The organism is Microcystis wesenbergii FACHB-1317, assembly GCF_014696875.1.
Lineage (GTDB): Bacteria > Cyanobacteriota > Cyanobacteriia > Cyanobacteriales > Microcystaceae > Microcystis > Microcystis wesenbergii_A.
The window spans coordinates 1-14533 of sequence record NZ_JACJQV010000206.1 but is presented as its reverse complement, the minus strand read 5'-3'; the positions used below and the strand labels follow the sequence as shown (position 1 = coordinate 14533).

Here is a 14533-nt window from a genome sequence, read left to right as displayed (position 1 = left end):
AGGTAAGGAATTGATTTTCCTTACCTTTTTTCCTGTGATTGTTTGCTGATTCTGAGGACAATTCTTGTTCAAATGCTCAACAAGTGCATAAAATAAAAGTATAGTCTCCTTTATTCCTTAGAGACTGTTAGGGTTAATATGCAATGCTCATCGGATTTAGTGTCGGCAATTATCGCTCTTTTAAAGATGTAGTAACTCTCAGTATGGTAGCTGCCGAGGATGCCTGTGGTAATGATGAGCTTGATAAAAATAATGTTTTTAAGGTTAATCAACAAATTAGTTTACTGAAAAGTGCCGCTATTTATGGAGCAAATGCCAGTGGTAAGAGTAATTTAATTCTGGCATTCAATTTTATGCGACGGTTTGTCATGAATTCTGCTAAATTACAAATCACTGACAAAATAGATGTGGAACCCTTTAGATTAAGTACCGAAACTGTTGATAAACCATCCTTTTTTGAAATAGTTTTTCAGCTAAAAAATAAAACTTATAGATATGGATTTGAAGCAACTCAAAAGCGAGTAGTTTCTGAATGGTTATTTTGTACGCCAAGAAGTCGTGAAACTAAAATCTTTAATCGGCAAGGCGATAAAATAGAATATAGCAAAAATATTGAACAAGGTAATATACTAAGAGGATTGACAAAAAAAAATACTCTGTTTTTATCACTAGCGGCTCAATTTAATGATTCTCTAGCGGTGGAAATTGTCTCTTGGTTTAGTCACTTAGGTGTTGTGTCAGGGTTAGATGTGGAATTATTAAAAGCGATTACGCTTGAGTATCTTTCTGATAGACAAGATTTGATTTATGATGTGACTAAGTTAATTAAAAAATTAGATTTAAGTATTGACAATCTCAACCTAGAAACAGAAACCAGAAAAATTTCCTTAGATAGTCTCCCGCAAGATTTACCGGATGTTGTCAGAAATATCATCAGTCACTCTAGCGGTGAAATAAAGTCCGCTACCATAAAAACCTATCATCAAAAGTATGACTCAACAGGTAAAATGATTGAGTTAGAAATTTTTGATATGGACAATCATGAATCTGATGGAACTAAAAAGATTTTTGCTCTGTCAGCACCGATTTTAGACACTTTGCAAAGAGGGGAAGTTTTAGTAATTGATGAATTGGATGCCAGACTTCATCCTCTAATGACTAGAAATATAATCGAATTATTTAATTCTCAGAAAACTAATCCCAAAAATGCTCAACTTATTTTTACTACTCACGATATTAATTTACTTAGTTATAAATTTTTAAGGAGGGATCAAATTTGGTTTACCGAAAAAAATCATCAAGGAGCAACAGATTTATATTCCTTGGTGGAATTTGCTGATATTAATAATAATAATACCTTGAAAAAAGATTATATTCAAGGTCGTTATGGAGCAATACCTTTTATTGGTGATTTAAGTACAATTATTGGTAATTAGTATGAGTAACAACAGGAATACTTCCGATTATTTGCGTCGCCAAATTAAGACTAGAGAAACAAGAAAAAGATTTTTAATTGTTTGCGAGGGAGAAAGAACTGAAGTTAACTATTTTAAGGCTTTTACTGTTCCTAAGAAAATTGAAGTTATGGTGAAAGGTGAAGGTAAAAATAGCTTGAGTTTAGTCGAAAAAGCTATTAAGATTATAGATAATCTAAAAAAAGATGACTCATTCGATCAAATCTGGTGTGTTTTTGATAAAGATAACTGTTCTAAAGAGCAATTTAATCAAGCGGAAAGACTGGCTAAACAAAAAAATATCAAGATTGCCTATTCTAATGAAGCTTTTGAAATTTGGTTTATTTTACACTTTCAATATCTGGATATCGCCACATCCCGAAGTGAATACCCAAAAATTTTAAATACCCAGATGAAAAAGTGTGAATTATTAAACGAAAAAGAACAATATGAAAAAAAAATCGAGAGGATATGTACGAAAAATTAAAGCCATACAGACAACAGCAATCACTAATGCAGCAAAACTTATTCAAGATAGAGATGAAGCAAAAAAACATCCTTTTGATGCCAATCCCTCAACCACAGTACAGGAATTAGTGCAAGAACTTAATATCAATAGTCGTCCTTAAGCTTGATTCTCTTCTGTCAATAATTAAATATTTAATTTTAATTTAAACCTAAAGTTGTTATAATAACTAAAAGCCTATTTAACCAAAGTAACTGCTCTTAATTTGATTTAAATGTCCAATAACTTATCTCACCACAAACCCTATCATCTCAACTTTAGCAGTGAGGATTTAGGCACGGCAAAACCGACTATCACCCTATTATCGGGGGAACCAGAACGCTCGCGCTATATTGCTGAAACTTATTTACAAAATGCACGTTTACTATCGGATTATCGCGGATTAAATAGTTATCTTGGCTATCTAGATAATTCTACCCCAATTCTTCTGGCTACCAGTGGCATGGGTGCGCCATCTTTGAGTATTGTGGTTAATGAATTAATACAGGTGGGGATTAAAACTATTATTCGTATTGGTACTTGTGGCGCAATTCAAAATAGAATAAAAATTGGTGATATTATTATCTCCCAAGCGGCTTTATGTAGGCAAGGTGCTGCTAATGATATTGCTCCTCCGGAATATCCCGCAGTGGCGGATCCTTTTTTGACAGTTGCTCTAGTCAAATCGGCTCAATTTTTGGGAGTAAATTATCATTTAGGTATTACCGCTTCTGTGGATAGTTTTTATGAAGGACAGGAAAGAATACTGTCTTCTGCTAACCCTTATCTTCAGCGTCACTTAGAGGGAATTACGGAAGAATATCGACGTTTAAATATTCTCAATTATGAAATGGAAGCGGGAACTTTATTGAAAATGGCAGGGGTTTATGGATTTACTGCCGCTTGTATTTGTGCTGTGATTGCCCAAAGAAGTAAAGAGGAAGGGATTAGTTTAGAAAGCAAACAACAAGCCATCGAAAAAGCGATTCAGGTGGCAATATTGACTGTTAGTAACCTCTCCCTATCCTCAATTGATTAATGTTCAGAAATCATCTTCATTAAGACTTCCTCTTTTTCCTGACTTTGGGGATAACAGGAGATGAGTTTAGCGCGTAATTCCTGGATTGATTTAATCACATTATCGGCTAATTCTTGGTCGCCATTGCGCCAGCCAAGGGGTCGCTCTATTCTGACCGGCTCTGTTGAAAGTAAAAACCGTCAACCTCAAGGAATTAGCCCTAGGTTTTGAAGGTCGGGTATTGGTAGAGTCCGATTACAAACGATGACAACGCTTTTTTGGGGACTTCGAGAGAGATTACCCCGAAATAGCCACGGTAGTCCAGTGGCTCAATATCCCTCAACCCTGGGTATTGAGTATTGACCGCACCAATTGGTCATTTGGTAGTCATCACTACAACATCCTCACAGTCGGCATTGTCCATGAAGGGGTAGCGATGATTACCTAACTTTTCTCCTTTTCTCCAGTCCTTACATTTTTTGTCCTGTACTTAGAAATTTCCCCCATCCCTTCACCCCCTAGATCGATCGAGCCGAAAACTTGACCGGTTTTGGTATTAAAATTAAACGGAAAATAATTAGCCGAGGAAACTCCCTGGCTGACGTTATCGTATTTAGCGATCTCTTGACCACTGTTATCATAAAAAGATACTTGAAAATTTTCTAAAACTTGCGTTTTTCCCGAACCTTTTTCCGAAAAGATAGTCGGGGCCGTTTTTTCATCATAACTAAAAGAACCTTTAGCTGTATAACCTTGATTTCCCAACCATTGAAAATCGATCGTCACTGCTAAAAATCCTTGGCTATTCATGTTAGCAACTAAAAGCCAAGCTAATAGTAAAGTCAATATCATCTTTTTCCTGGTCAATCTGAACTATCATTAGTAGGTTATTTCAGTGATCAGTGATCAGCTTTTTGCTTCCCACATCCTACACCCCACTTTCCTATACCTTTTAAACAGGATTTAGTATCGCCGATCATCATGAATAGGACCAATTTTATCCGACAAAGAGCGATTGACAAAAACTGGCACAATTATCAATCGCGGTGTCAGATTTTGCGATCGCAACTTGGTTTTAATCAAGTGCCTTGCTCCCGTCCCCAAACCTGCACCGGTTGTCGTCACTACCACGGTCAATCCTACGGTCAGAGTCGAGAAACCCGTCAGCGTCTAATTTGTGGATTTCATCCCTACGGTTGGAATCAAGAGGAAAATTGCCCCGATTGGCAAAGCGAAGACCCTTGAAGCGAAATTTAAACCGGACAAAACCATCCTAGGGGCTGGGGTTCGCAACTGTGGCACACTAGAGAGTAGAACTGAATTGACAGTAAACCCTTGACTAATCAAATTACCCCTTTCGACCCCCTTCACAACCACGACGAGACGGGACATGACCACGAGTCAAAAGGGACTCCCCACGTCCATAGCGAAGCTTCCCTGAAGCAAATTATGAACCGTCTCTCGCGGATCGAAGGACATATTCGCGGCATCAAGACGATGGTATCGGAAAATCGTCCCTGTCCTGAAGTTTTGATGCAAATTGCCGCTATTCGCGGGGCGATTGATCGTGTCGCCAGAATTATTCTCGACGAACATCTGAGCGAATGTATTGCCCGGGCCGCCCTGGAAGGTAGTATCGAGACAGAAATTGAAGAATTAAAGGCCGCCTTGGATCGCTTTTTACCCTAGATTGTGCTATAATGAGAAGTTGGCATTTTTTAGGCAGAGAGCAATTAGAGGAGGTGAATTAGGTTAATGACCCAAGTGGTAGTTGGTCAGAACGAGGCGATCGAATCAGCCCTGCGTCGTTTTAAGCGACAGGTAGCGAAAGCGGGAATTTATGCGGATATCAAAAAGCATCAATTTTTTGAAACCCCTCAAGAAAAGAGAAAGCGTAAAGCAGTAGCCCGGAGACGACAAAGAACCCGTCGTCGTTAAAATTCCCCAAGTCAGAAGCCACTCGCACGCTTCTGGCTTGCTTTTATATTTTAACCTGGTTTTGAGGGTTGGGTTTTAGGGGTGTGGGGAGAAGGGAGAAGGGAGAAAAAAGCTGATAACTGATCACTGATAACTGATAACTGATAACTGATAACTGATAACTGATAACTGACGGCTTTTTCGCTTAAGATAAAGTTTAGCCCTCGATCGAGTTCTAGTGTTTTCATGGTTTTACAACTGCGCGTCTATGTTCCCGAACATCCTCTGGTTAAGCATTGGCTTGCGATCGCACGCGATCAAAATACCCCCTCGGTACTGTTTAAAACAGCGATGACGGAACTAGGGCGCTGGTTAACCTACGAAGCGGCGCGGCAATGGTTGCCAACCCTGGAAACTAGCGTTAAAACCCCTCTAGCAGAATGTCCGGCTACTTTTATCGATCCTAGCGTACCGATCGCCGTAGTCCCGATTTTACGGGCAGGATTAGCCCTGTTGGAAGGGGCCCAAAGCCTTTTACCCCTAGCTAGTACCTATCACCTCGGTTTAGCCAGAAATGAGGAAACCCTAGAGGCGAGTTGTTATTTAAATAAATTACCGGCCAGTTTTGATCGGGCCACGAGAGTCTTAATTCTTGAACCGATGTTAGCCACGGGGGGATCAATTTCAACGGCAATGGCAGAAATTACCAGCAGAGGCGTTGATCCTGCCCTGATTCGCCTGATTTCCGTGGTGGCTGCCCCGCCAGCTTTGCAGAAATTGAGTCAAAATTATCCCAGCTTGAACATCTATACGGCTATTATCGATGAAGGATTAAATAGCCGCGGTTATATCGTGCCGGGATTGGGCGATGCCGGCGATCGAGCTTTTGGAACCTATTAGGAGAAAAAGGGATTATGAGTCAGCGAGATGGGTTTACGGGCGGTTTTTTAGCTGGTGCGATTGTCGGTGGTTTAGTGGGCGGTGTTTTGGGGACAGTGTTGGCTAATCGCAGTCGTCGCAGTTTAGCAGCTGCTGACAATCAGTCTTTTTTGGAGGAGAGCCGCAATGGGCGCTTGACTCCAGAGGAAGGCATGGAAATGGCCCGCCGCAGTTTAGAAGATAAAATTGCCCAGTTAAATCTAGCGATCGATGATGTGCGTCAACAGTTAGGATCGGTACAGGAAAACGGCAGCGACCATTAAATAGGGCTGGCTGAATAAATCTAAAAACCTTGTTGGATAATATCTTTAGACTTTTTTCCCTCAAAAAGTGCCTGGCCTTGCAGTGATCGGGGGGAAAATTCAGTAATTGCCTAGCTTGCGTTAAGCGATGGGGCAACTCAAAACAGTGACACAGAGCGATCAACCAGAACTATGCACACTTACCGTCACTACATTGTATCCTAAGCTACAATTTAATAAACATTTACCTTGCCTCGTTCCCCAGTTCTACCTGGAGACGCTATTTTCAGGTTCTACCAGAAGAATAATATATTCAAATTAGGCAGAGCTTTGGAAGCAGGAAAAATAATCATCCCTTAGACTTTATCGCACAAAAACAACGAAATCTAAAACCGTAATTTTCTGTTAGAATTGCAGTAATAAAACACCACGCTTGCAGGAGCTATGGTTAACCTCACCTATAACAAAAATCGCCCTCTTCCCAGCGCCGAAGAATTGCCCTCTTCCGACGAAACTCCAGTGGACAATCAGTTACAGAATGATATTCCCAATCTACTGCTAAGTTTACTAGCCTTAATTTGGAACCGTCGAGATGATTGGTATTTTGGGGTAGATATGGCTGTTTATTATAATCCAGACGAATCAGCTTTTGTCCCCGATGGTTTCTTAGCGCTTGGAGTCAACCATGATACGGGAGAAAGAGGTCGGTTAAGCTATGTTTTGTGGGGGGAAAAGTATATCTTGCCGATTTTGTTTTTAGAGGTAATTTCCGAGAAGTATAATAGTGAATATGAGGAAAAATTTCTCAATTACCAAAGCCTGGGGATTCTGTATTATGTAATCTACAATCCTTTCAGTGGCAGAAGAGGAAGATTTAAAAACCGACAAAGATTAGAAGTATATAAATTAGTCTCAGGAAAATATCAACTTCTAGAAAGTGAGAATAATCGAGTTTGGTTGCCAGAAATTGGCTTGGCACTAGGTTACGAGAAAGGAGAACATATTGCTTGGTATCGGGAATGGTTATACTGGTATGACCAGTCAGGAAATCGCTATCTAACGGCAGCGGAAAGAGCGAACCAGGCTGAGGCGCTCGCTGCTCAAGAACGCTTGGCTAAACAGGAAGCTGAGGCGATCGCTACTCAAGAACGCCAAATTGCCAATCAAGAACGTCTGGCTAAACAAGAGGCGGAACAAAAAGCCATCCGGCTGGCTGAACGGCTCAGAACCCTTGGCATAAACCCCGATGAAATGGAACAAATATGACGCTGACACCCCACTGTCTGTATCGAGGAAATGTTCTGCCCATTTAGTCAAGTTCTCTGGTGTCCTGTTAGAATTAGCAGTAATCAAACACCACGCTTGCAGGAGCTATGGTTAACCTCACCTATAACAAAAATCGCCCTCTTCCCAGCGCCGAAGAATTGCCCTCTTCCGACGAAACTCCAGTGGACAATCAGTTACAGAATGATATTCCCAATCTACTGCTAAGTTTACTAGCCTTAATTTGGAACCGTCGAGATGATTGGTATTTTGGGGTAGATATGGCTGTTTATTATAATCCAGACGAATCAGCTTTTGTCCCCGATGGTTTCTTAGCGCTTGGAGTCAACCATGATACGGGAGAAAGAGGTCGGTTAAGCTATGTTTTGTGGGGGGAAAAGTATATCTTGCCGATTTTGTTTTTAGAGGTAATTTCCGAGAAGTATAATAGTGAATATGAGGAAAAATTTCTCAATTACCAAAGCCTGGGGATTCTGTATTATGTAATCTACAATCCTTTCAGTGGCAGAAGAGGAAGATTTAAAAACCGACAAAGATTAGAAGTATATAAATTAGTCTCAGGAAAATATCAACTTCTAGAAAGTGAGAATAATCGAGTTTGGTTGCCAGAAATTGGCTTGGCACTAGGTTACGAGAAAGGAGAACATATTGCTTGGTATCGGGAATGGTTATACTGGTATGACCAGTCAGGAAATCGCTATCTAACGGCAGCGGAAAGAGCGAACCAGGCTGAGGCGCTCGCTGCTCAAGAACGCTTGGCTAAACAAGAGGCTGAACAAAGAGCGACACGGCTGGCCGAAAGGCTGAGATTGCTTGGAATTAACCCCGATGAAATGTAAGAAAAGTGCTGTTAGAAATAGCACAAAAATAACAGTTAGGACTGGTACAGGAAAACGGCAGCGATCATTAAACATTTAAGAGCCAATTTTAAAGGCTTCTAGAAATAAACTATAGGTGATACCAATTTTTAGTAAATTGAAAGATTCTCGCAGAATCGGTGCAGGTTTAGCCTGAGAACTTTGTCGGTAAACAATCCGGCTAATCGCCTCCGTAAACAGCAACAATAAACCGGCAGCGGTGACATCCCATTGGGCAGTTTGTCCGGCAGTGGTGACAATTGCTTGACCAGAAAAAACTCCAAATAAAACACAAATTATCTGTAGGGAAATCCGCCGCCAAGGATTACCAAAAAAGCTATTAAATCGACTGCTGGTGACATTAGCCAGCGTACTTAAACGGGTGCGTTGCATGGCCATATTTATTTAGAAGTAATACGATTAAGAAGCCACAAAGAAGTAACGATACCGGTAAAGTGAGCGAGAATTGTATTAGTATTGGCCTGCACAATTAACAGGTCAACAGAATTAACAAATTGACTGGGGTTAGAGGCAACATTAAAAGTACCTTGGGGAACATTGAGGGATTTAATTAAGACGATTCCCGCTAACGCTTGCGCCCCCAAAATCGTTAAAAACATCCCGATAATATTAGCGATTAAACCCTGACGGATTAACTGAATAGTATCGGATTTTTTCGGGCGACTATCTTGATCACCCCTCAACATTTGACGGGCAATTTTCATGTAACGAGAGGAAAAGAAAATGGCGACCACCAAGAAACCAGCCCCACCAATGGCACATAAAACACCGATTTCAATGCCAGAAGTGCGTTGTCTCGTCCCTAATAAACTAGCGGTAGCAATGAGTAATAAAACCCCTGAAATCACGCCCAGGACAATCTGCGTCCAAAAACCGATTCTTCCCTGGCGTAAAAGGACATTAGCGGCCCGTTGGACGGCCGGAGGTAAGGAATAAAGATCAGAATCTCTAGTGGTGGATATATTGGTAATTTCTGATTGTTTGTCTCTCATCGGGGTTAAGCTAGGATTGGGTAAATCTGGTCTTGATCTATTTTCGTCTTTTTTTTTGCCCATGGCTAGAGATTTAATAAACCTCTTGCATAATTAATTTTTCAGGGTTCAAAGACGGCAAAAATAATGATTAAATTGCCTAAAATCTGTAAATAGACCATTTAATTGATTATTATTCATTCTTAATTCTCCTGACTACTGACTACTGGCTACTGACTTGAAAGAGGGTGTAGGGTGTGGGGTGTGGGGTGTAGGGAAAGAAACCTCTTTCATCTGTGGGGGTGAAAATTTTTTCATCAGGACTGACTCCTCACCCTAACAACAATTTTTGATTTTTACAAGAGATTTAATTTTGGCACTGACTGGCTATCTGTTTAGCTTCCACCTGTAAACCCTGGGCCATGCGAAACATTTCTTGACCAGTGTGGAGAGAGCGATCATCGTAGTTAAGGGTAAAGGTTTCTAATTCTTCTAGTCCATCAGTGAGATGATTGAGACAGTAGTAAAGAGAAGCGGCCACTTTGGCCATTTTGGCAGGGTTGGGCCGTTGAGAAAAGAGGGTTTTGGCTCGATCGAGATTTTGGCGACAGGTTTCTAGATAGTCTTGAAAAACAGCCATTAACTGATCATCGAAGGGATCGGCGGAGAGGTGATCGATCTGACGTTTGAGGGGCCGGATAATTTGACCAATCAGACGATTAATCGGGCTATAGGTCTGGTTATACCACTGTTTGACCAGGTACTCGTCTTCCTGGACCGCTTCTTTGTAACGATGGTAATTTGCTTGAGCGGTGGCAGTGCGTTGGACGCGGGGAGAATTGGCGATTATTTGGTTATCGTAGTCCTTTCTTAGTCTCGGATCGCTTAAAATCTCGTAGGCGGCGTTAATAGCGACGATTTTATCGTGACTGGCACTATCGTTTTGACTATCGGGATGGAATTGTCTGGCTAAACGCCGATAGGCCTGTTTAATCTCGTCAGGGGTCGATTTATGGCTGATTTCTAAGGTTTGGTAGTGGTTGCCGGTCATGAGCGCAAGCGATCGATCTGTCTTTTGTTATTATCGACCATGGTTAACGCGGCGGGGAAGAACAATTATCGAGAATGGGGTGTGGGGTGTGACCCCCCCAACCCCCCCGACATCGGGGGGGCAGGGGGAGTGTGGGGAAGTGGAGTGTGGGGAAGTGGAGTGTGGGGTGTGGGAAGAATAAATAAAAATAATCTCCTGTCTCCTGTCTCCTGTCTCCTGTCTCCTGACTTCTAACCAAATGTTGGACAAAGATAAGCAAAAATTATTGATTGACTCCAAACACTTGAGACTATTTAAATTAACATTTCGCAATATTTATAAATTCTTAAGAATTAATTGAGAAATATTTTTATTTAACAACGATGTTACAATGGTTACAGCGATTTTACTGAATTTCATGATGGGCTATTCTGTGCTTTTTTGGGCAGCAATGGTTGAAACCCTTGCCACACCTACAAGGTGATCCTAGTTAAGACAGGTAAATTAGTCAATTTCACTGGCAACGATGATCTTTTTTTTGTGTAGTTTGATTGCAAAAAAAAAGTTTTTTTGACAAAAAGCACAAAGTATGATACGAGACTAACGTATTTCTGGCTGCGAGTAATTATTGCAGAGTCGGAGTTGGGGAGAGGGGAGAAGGGAAAGGGAAGTGGGAAGAATAAATAAAAGCAATCTCCTGAATCCTGACGACTGGCTCCTGACGACATCGGCAAAATTAGACAAAAGGATTGATTTCAGGGATATCATCGATCGAGGGTAACTCTATTTGGCCCGCTCGCTCTTGTCTAAGATAATAGGGACAATGAAGCTGACAATCGGGACGATGGGGAAAATCAACTAAATCATTTTCGTATGCTGATAGATAGCGATCGAGAGCCTTCAATAAACGGCGTAAATCGCGCCCTGTCTGTTGGTGTAGTTTCTGATTATAGTTAAAAGTAATTTGTTCGGGGCTGTGGGGTAACTGCACAAACCAATAGGTCATCGATAAACTATCGAGAGGATAAGCAGCAGTTTCTGCCAACACATACAGATACAGTCTCGTCTGCCAATTTTTGGCTAGTTTGTCGGCATCGATCGGTTTTAAGTAGGTTTTCCAGTCAAAAATTACCGCTCGATCGCTCTCTAATAAAATTAAATCATAGATAACCGTTAATAAATAATTACCCACAGTTAAACTGCGACAATGTTCCGCTTCTCGATTGGTTTCTCCTGGATTTTCGGCAATTGCCGGGGCAGCCTTTAATAGGGCTGTTAAACAATGTTCTAACTGTTCATTTTCCCGTAACAGAGACGCGATCGGCAGCCCTAATTCCCGCTGCTGTAATAATAGGTGAAACTGACTGCCCCATTCTTGCCGCTGCAATTGCCCGGGGTCAGCCGGTGTGTTAAGTTGCTCTAGATAGACTTTTTGAAACCTCGGTGGACAGGTTTCCAATAGGTTTAAATGGCCTTGGGCAAGACGATAGATCTCAGACATGATAGGTTATCGTTAATGTGATTAGTCACAGTAACAAGCAGGGCTTATTGAGAATAGATTAACCCATCAGCCCTAAGTGGATGGTGTAAAATCTGTTTGAGACGGAGAACGCTCACCGGCCAATCGCACTCCCATCGATCGCTGTGCCTAGACGTTTTTAACTTGTAATCATTTGCTTGAATCAATGATCATGGTGCGTTCCCCAAAATCGATCGGTGGAGCGGTAGGAATTGCATGAGGGAACAGACCCTACCAGATCAGCGATCATACTATTCCCAAGTTAGAGTTATACCTTCTAGGTTACATACTCTCTGAATAGTTTCCAGTTTACTCTCAGTCAATTTCCCAAATAGGTGAACTCTCATTTTATGCTTAGGATAATACTGTCCATAACTCTTTATTTGCCCGATCGCTGATTTCCAGCCTTTTGTATTTTTAACTTCAATTATTTCCGTATTAGTTAAGACATCTATTCTACCTACCTTATCAATGTAAACCTCTGTTTTTCCTCCTAATTCCCCAGCCAGTTTGTCCCGATACCAAGCCTCTGTACCCTTTACAGGAGTATTTATCTCCGGCTCAATAACTATGCCATTAAGCTGATTAATAAAGTCCCGAATTGCTCCTCTTGCTAATTTTTGAGCAGCATTGGGAGACTGTCTTTTCCGTGTAGCCATTGCTTACTCAGTGAATAATTTAGAGATACCATACCCAGCCAAACCAATTACTGCTCCTACTGCCGCTACGGGAGCCATCGTCACTGCAACTGCCGTTCCTCCTACTGCTAATCCCATACCTCCAACCAATGCTGATATGCCGGCTCCAGCACCCGCACCAATTGCCGCTGCTCCAATTGCCGTTGCGTCTTGTTCTTCTATTGCTTTTTTGGTTCCGTAAACTGCCGTGCCGACCACTGCTCCTGCCGCTGCTACTGGAGCCATACCGACTCCTAGAGCAGTTCCTCCTACAGCAAGTCCCATACCGCCAACTACTGCCGATGCACTAGCTCCAATCGCCGTACCCACTCCCACTGAAATCATTGCCTCTTGAACTTCTTCTGGCTTATTTTTGTCCGTCATTGATTTTGCCTCATTTTTTAGGTTTAACTAATTATACAGAAACTTTCCGAATAACCAGAGTAAGGATATGCCGAAAGTTTCCGCATATCACCCCGTTTTGTAGATTGCTGACAATCAGCTAAGATACAAAGAACTTTTCATCGACGAGCATAGCACTAATTATTCAATCTGACTGCACTTCGTAACAAAAATTTACAACTCGATCACAAGCGATCGCACTTCCGTCTGTCGCTGTGCCTAGACGTTTTTAGCTTGTAATCACTTGCTTGAATCAATGATCGTGGTGCGTTCCCCAAAATCGATCGCTGCAGCGGTAGGACTCGCATGAGGGAACGCACCCTACCAGATCTGCACTGAGTTCCGTTGTTGCCTTGTTAGGATTAGGGTTAGTCTCTAGCCTGAAAAAACGGAAATAGGAATAGTAGGGTGGGCATTGCCCACCTTACCGCTTTTTCGGTCATAATAAATCCGAATTAGGGCGAACTGTAGTAAAATAGGAAACGAACCTCTTAAGCAGGGTTTATAAGGATGTCCAGACGAGACGATCTACATTTATCATTACGTCATACTTTAGAAAAAGAAGGTTGGAAAATCACTGATGATCCTTTAATTCTAACCTTAGAAAAAACCTTGCTTAAAGCTGATTTAGGAGCAGAAAAGTTTTTTGCTGCGGAAAAAGAAGATCGTAAAATTGCCGTAGAAATCAAAGACTTTGATACGCCTTCAGTTATCAGTGAATTAGAAAAAATAATAGGACAACTTCAATTATACCAATGGGCTTTAGATTCACAAGAACCTGAAAGAAAACTTTTTTTGGGCATTAGTGAAGCGGTTTATTTAAAACACTTCAAAAAAGCTATTTTCCAACTGGTTATTAAACGTAATAGAATCAATTTAATTATTTATAATCCTCAAAAGGAGATAATTGTCGAATGGATAACACAGTAAATTATGCTGATATTCTAACTCAAGTTATCAGAAAAGAATCGGCGATGCAACCTCGATTACAAAACCTTAAAATTACCCCAGTTTGTGATCCAGAATCAGGCAACTTTTTAATAATTATGACTGGTTGGGAAAAAGAAGCATGGATTAATACAATTTTATTTCACGCTCGTTTATTGAAAAATAAAATTGTCATTGAAGATGATAATCTTGAAGAAGGATTAACAACCAATTTAATTCAAGCTGGGATTCCCCCAGAAGATATTATTACTGGACTTTCCCTAGAGTAAGGTAGGCATTACCCACCTTAGCGATATCGCACTGAATGTTAGGAAAAATTATCTAAATGCTTCAATTCGATCTAAATAGACATTAACTAATTTATGTTCAATAACCAAAGCTTCAACCTCTGGTCAAATACGAGCTAAAAACTGATGAAATTCGCGTTTTCGTATATTGCCAAAACGGATATGTACTACTTTAGGTGGGAAAAAATCAACCATTAGTCGATCGGAAAAGTCTGCATCTTTCGTAACAATAACCAGTTTTTATCCTTTGCATATTGCCAAATTTCCGTATCCCTTGGACTTCTACCTAAAACCGAAACATGAATGATTGGTAAAGATGGAGTGAACAGGAGACCTCCTGCAAAAGTCTTATTCAGCTACTTGATGATAGCCTAAAGCAAGTTCATAGTTGTAAATGCCAGCGATTAAATTAAATCTCAGACCAAAACGCCGTCTCCGATTCCTATATCTTGATGATAAAAT

General features: G+C 40.9%; 20 protein-coding genes and 3 pseudogenes. 13 read left to right on the top strand and 10 right to left on the bottom strand.

The features are described from left to right. Positions 1 to 143: 143 nt before the first annotated feature. The 4 genes and pseudogenes from H6F92_RS21685 to H6F92_RS26315 form a co-directional block, all read left to right on the top strand. Positions 144 to 1436: an AAA family ATPase gene (locus H6F92_RS21685; RefSeq protein WP_190359444.1), complete on the top strand. Its 1293-nt coding sequence runs from the start codon at positions 144 to 146 to the stop codon at positions 1434 to 1436. Position 1437: 1 nt separating this feature from the next. Beyond that, positions 1438 to 2083, top strand: a pseudogene (locus tag H6F92_RS21680) (RloB family protein). 111 nt (positions 2084 to 2194) lie between these two features. Next, positions 2195 to 2998 carry a nucleoside phosphorylase gene (locus H6F92_RS21675; RefSeq protein ID WP_190359443.1) on the top strand — a complete coding sequence of 268 codons (804 nt, stop codon included), beginning with the start codon at positions 2195 to 2197 and terminating at the stop codon, positions 2996 to 2998. A 157-nt stretch (positions 2999 to 3155) separates the two neighbouring features. Then, positions 3156 to 3413, top strand: a pseudogene (locus H6F92_RS26315) (IS4 family transposase); the annotation flags it as partial. Between the two features lie 8 nt (positions 3414 to 3421). Here the strand turns inward: H6F92_RS26315 and H6F92_RS21670 are convergent. After that, positions 3422 to 3829 carry a hypothetical protein gene (locus H6F92_RS21670; protein ID WP_190359442.1) on the bottom strand — a complete coding sequence of 136 codons (408 nt, stop codon included), beginning with the start codon at positions 3827 to 3829 and terminating at the stop codon, positions 3422 to 3424. A gap of 129 nt (positions 3830 to 3958) precedes the next feature. Here H6F92_RS21670 and H6F92_RS21665 point away from each other — a divergent pair, with 129 nt between their 5' ends. From H6F92_RS21665 to rpsU, 3 genes are all read left to right on the top strand, one after another. Continuing rightward, complete coding sequence (locus H6F92_RS21665) at positions 3959 to 4222, top strand: hypothetical protein (protein ID WP_190359441.1); 264 nt, start codon at positions 3959 to 3961, stop codon at positions 4220 to 4222. 90 nt (positions 4223 to 4312) lie between these two features. Next, entirely contained in the window at positions 4313 to 4666 is a 354-nt protein-coding gene (locus tag H6F92_RS21660) for a metal-sensing transcriptional repressor (protein ID WP_190359440.1), read from the top strand. Between the two features lie 66 nt (positions 4667 to 4732). Beyond that, positions 4733 to 4915 (top strand): 30S ribosomal protein S21, encoded by a 183-nt coding sequence (gene rpsU / locus H6F92_RS21655; RefSeq protein WP_002738938.1) that lies wholly within the window; start codon positions 4733 to 4735, stop codon positions 4913 to 4915. A gap of 50 nt (positions 4916 to 4965) precedes the next feature. Here rpsU and H6F92_RS21650 read toward each other — a convergent pair whose 3' ends face one another. Further along, complete coding sequence (locus H6F92_RS21650; protein WP_190359439.1) at positions 4966 to 5142, bottom strand: hypothetical protein; 177 nt, start codon at positions 5140 to 5142, stop codon at positions 4966 to 4968. Here H6F92_RS21650 and upp point away from each other — a divergent pair. The 4 genes from upp (at position 5141) to H6F92_RS21630 (ending at position 8198) form a co-directional block, all read left to right on the top strand. Next, the gene (upp, locus tag H6F92_RS21645; protein ID WP_190359438.1) at positions 5141 to 5794 is read left to right on the top strand and encodes a uracil phosphoribosyltransferase; all 654 of its coding nucleotides are present in this window, start codon (positions 5141 to 5143) and stop codon (positions 5792 to 5794) included. The genes H6F92_RS21650 and upp overlap by 2 nt on opposite strands. A gap of 14 nt (positions 5795 to 5808) precedes the next feature. Beyond that, entirely contained in the window at positions 5809 to 6096 is a 288-nt protein-coding gene (locus tag H6F92_RS21640; protein WP_190359437.1) for a ssl2009 family thylakoid membrane protein, read from the top strand. Positions 6097 to 6519: 423 nt separating this feature from the next. Further along, a complete protein-coding gene (locus H6F92_RS21635; protein ID WP_190359436.1) occupies positions 6520 to 7341 on the top strand; it encodes a Uma2 family endonuclease in 822 nt (273 codons plus the stop codon). A gap of 107 nt (positions 7342 to 7448) precedes the next feature. Next, positions 7449 to 8198 carry a Uma2 family endonuclease gene (locus H6F92_RS21630; RefSeq protein WP_190359435.1) on the top strand — a complete coding sequence of 250 codons (750 nt, stop codon included), beginning with the start codon at positions 7449 to 7451 and terminating at the stop codon, positions 8196 to 8198. 75 nt (positions 8199 to 8273) lie between these two features. On the opposite strand, the gene H6F92_RS21625 is transcribed toward H6F92_RS21630, so the two are convergent. From H6F92_RS21625 to H6F92_RS21600, 6 genes are all read right to left on the bottom strand, one after another. Further along, positions 8274 to 8615 (bottom strand): DUF565 domain-containing protein, encoded by a 342-nt coding sequence (locus H6F92_RS21625; RefSeq protein WP_190359434.1) that lies wholly within the window; start codon positions 8613 to 8615, stop codon positions 8274 to 8276. A 2-nt stretch (positions 8616 to 8617) separates the two neighbouring features. After that, positions 8618 to 9229 (bottom strand): DUF3611 family protein, encoded by a 612-nt coding sequence (locus H6F92_RS21620; RefSeq protein WP_190359456.1) that lies wholly within the window; start codon positions 9227 to 9229, stop codon positions 8618 to 8620. 346 nt (positions 9230 to 9575) lie between these two features. Further along, entirely contained in the window at positions 9576 to 10259 is a 684-nt protein-coding gene (locus tag H6F92_RS21615) for a J domain-containing protein (RefSeq protein ID WP_190359433.1), read from the bottom strand. A 715-nt stretch (positions 10260 to 10974) separates the two neighbouring features. After that, positions 10975 to 11739, bottom strand: coding sequence for a PD-(D/E)XK nuclease family protein (locus H6F92_RS21610; RefSeq protein ID WP_190359432.1), 765 nt, complete (start codon positions 11737 to 11739; stop codon positions 10975 to 10977). Positions 11740 to 12008: 269 nt separating this feature from the next. Next, positions 12009 to 12416, bottom strand: a complete 408-nt coding sequence (locus H6F92_RS21605; RefSeq protein WP_190359431.1) for a hypothetical protein — start codon at positions 12414 to 12416, stop codon at positions 12009 to 12011. A 3-nt stretch (positions 12417 to 12419) separates the two neighbouring features. Then, positions 12420 to 12818, bottom strand: a complete 399-nt coding sequence (locus tag H6F92_RS21600; RefSeq protein WP_002746868.1) for a hypothetical protein — start codon at positions 12816 to 12818, stop codon at positions 12420 to 12422. A gap of 528 nt (positions 12819 to 13346) precedes the next feature. Between H6F92_RS21600 and H6F92_RS21595 the strand changes: the two genes are divergently transcribed. Next, a complete protein-coding gene (locus H6F92_RS21595; RefSeq protein WP_190359430.1) occupies positions 13347 to 13766 on the top strand; it encodes a XisH family protein in 420 nt (139 codons plus the stop codon). Continuing rightward, positions 13751 to 14053 (top strand): element excision factor XisI family protein, encoded by a 303-nt coding sequence (locus H6F92_RS21590; protein WP_002757393.1) that lies wholly within the window; start codon positions 13751 to 13753, stop codon positions 14051 to 14053. Before H6F92_RS21595 ends, H6F92_RS21590 begins: the two co-directional genes overlap by 16 nt. A gap of 123 nt (positions 14054 to 14176) precedes the next feature. Here the strand turns inward: H6F92_RS21590 and H6F92_RS26310 are convergent, their stop codons facing one another. Together H6F92_RS26310 and H6F92_RS21580 are read right to left on the bottom strand one after the other, a co-directional pair. Then, the gene (locus H6F92_RS26310) at positions 14177 to 14266 is read right to left on the bottom strand and encodes a hypothetical protein (protein WP_242030226.1); all 90 of its coding nucleotides are present in this window, start codon (positions 14264 to 14266) and stop codon (positions 14177 to 14179) included. Between the two features lie 153 nt (positions 14267 to 14419). Then, positions 14420 to 14533 (bottom strand): annotated as a pseudogene (locus H6F92_RS21580) (IS5/IS1182 family transposase); the annotation flags it as partial.

Coding starts and splice junctions, on each gene's coding strand:
- H6F92_RS21640 (WP_190359437.1), top strand. CDS start 5,809: ATGAGTCAGCGAGATGGGTTTACGGGCGGTTTTTTAGCTGGTGCGATT.
- H6F92_RS26310 (WP_242030226.1), bottom strand. CDS start 14,266: ATGGTTGATTTTTTCCCACCTAAAGTAGTACATATCCGTTTTGGCAAT.
- H6F92_RS21670 (WP_190359442.1), bottom strand. CDS start 3,829: ATGATATTGACTTTACTATTAGCTTGGCTTTTAGTTGCTAACATGAAT.
- H6F92_RS21625 (WP_190359434.1), bottom strand. CDS start 8,615: ATGGCCATGCAACGCACCCGTTTAAGTACGCTGGCTAATGTCACCAGC.
- H6F92_RS21635 (WP_190359436.1), top strand. CDS start 6,520: ATGGTTAACCTCACCTATAACAAAAATCGCCCTCTTCCCAGCGCCGAA.
- H6F92_RS21610 (WP_190359432.1), bottom strand. CDS start 11,739: ATGTCTGAGATCTATCGTCTTGCCCAAGGCCATTTAAACCTATTGGAA.
- H6F92_RS21665 (WP_190359441.1), top strand. CDS start 3,959: ATGAATAGGACCAATTTTATCCGACAAAGAGCGATTGACAAAAACTGG.
- H6F92_RS21615 (WP_190359433.1), bottom strand. CDS start 10,259: ATGACCGGCAACCACTACCAAACCTTAGAAATCAGCCATAAATCGACC.
- H6F92_RS21620 (WP_190359456.1), bottom strand. CDS start 9,229: ATGAGAGACAAACAATCAGAAATTACCAATATATCCACCACTAGAGAT.
- H6F92_RS21630 (WP_190359435.1), top strand. CDS start 7,449: ATGGTTAACCTCACCTATAACAAAAATCGCCCTCTTCCCAGCGCCGAA.
- H6F92_RS21685 (WP_190359444.1), top strand. CDS start 144: ATGCTCATCGGATTTAGTGTCGGCAATTATCGCTCTTTTAAAGATGTA.
- rpsU (WP_002738938.1), top strand. CDS start 4,733: ATGACCCAAGTGGTAGTTGGTCAGAACGAGGCGATCGAATCAGCCCTG.
- H6F92_RS21650 (WP_190359439.1), bottom strand. CDS start 5,142: ATGAAAACACTAGAACTCGATCGAGGGCTAAACTTTATCTTAAGCGAA.
- H6F92_RS21590 (WP_002757393.1), top strand. CDS start 13,751: ATGGATAACACAGTAAATTATGCTGATATTCTAACTCAAGTTATCAGA.
- H6F92_RS21600 (WP_002746868.1), bottom strand. CDS start 12,818: ATGACGGACAAAAATAAGCCAGAAGAAGTTCAAGAGGCAATGATTTCA.
- H6F92_RS21605 (WP_190359431.1), bottom strand. CDS start 12,416: ATGGCTACACGGAAAAGACAGTCTCCCAATGCTGCTCAAAAATTAGCA.
- H6F92_RS21595 (WP_190359430.1), top strand. CDS start 13,347: ATGTCCAGACGAGACGATCTACATTTATCATTACGTCATACTTTAGAA.
- H6F92_RS21675 (WP_190359443.1), top strand. CDS start 2,195: ATGTCCAATAACTTATCTCACCACAAACCCTATCATCTCAACTTTAGC.
- upp (WP_190359438.1), top strand. CDS start 5,141: ATGGTTTTACAACTGCGCGTCTATGTTCCCGAACATCCTCTGGTTAAG.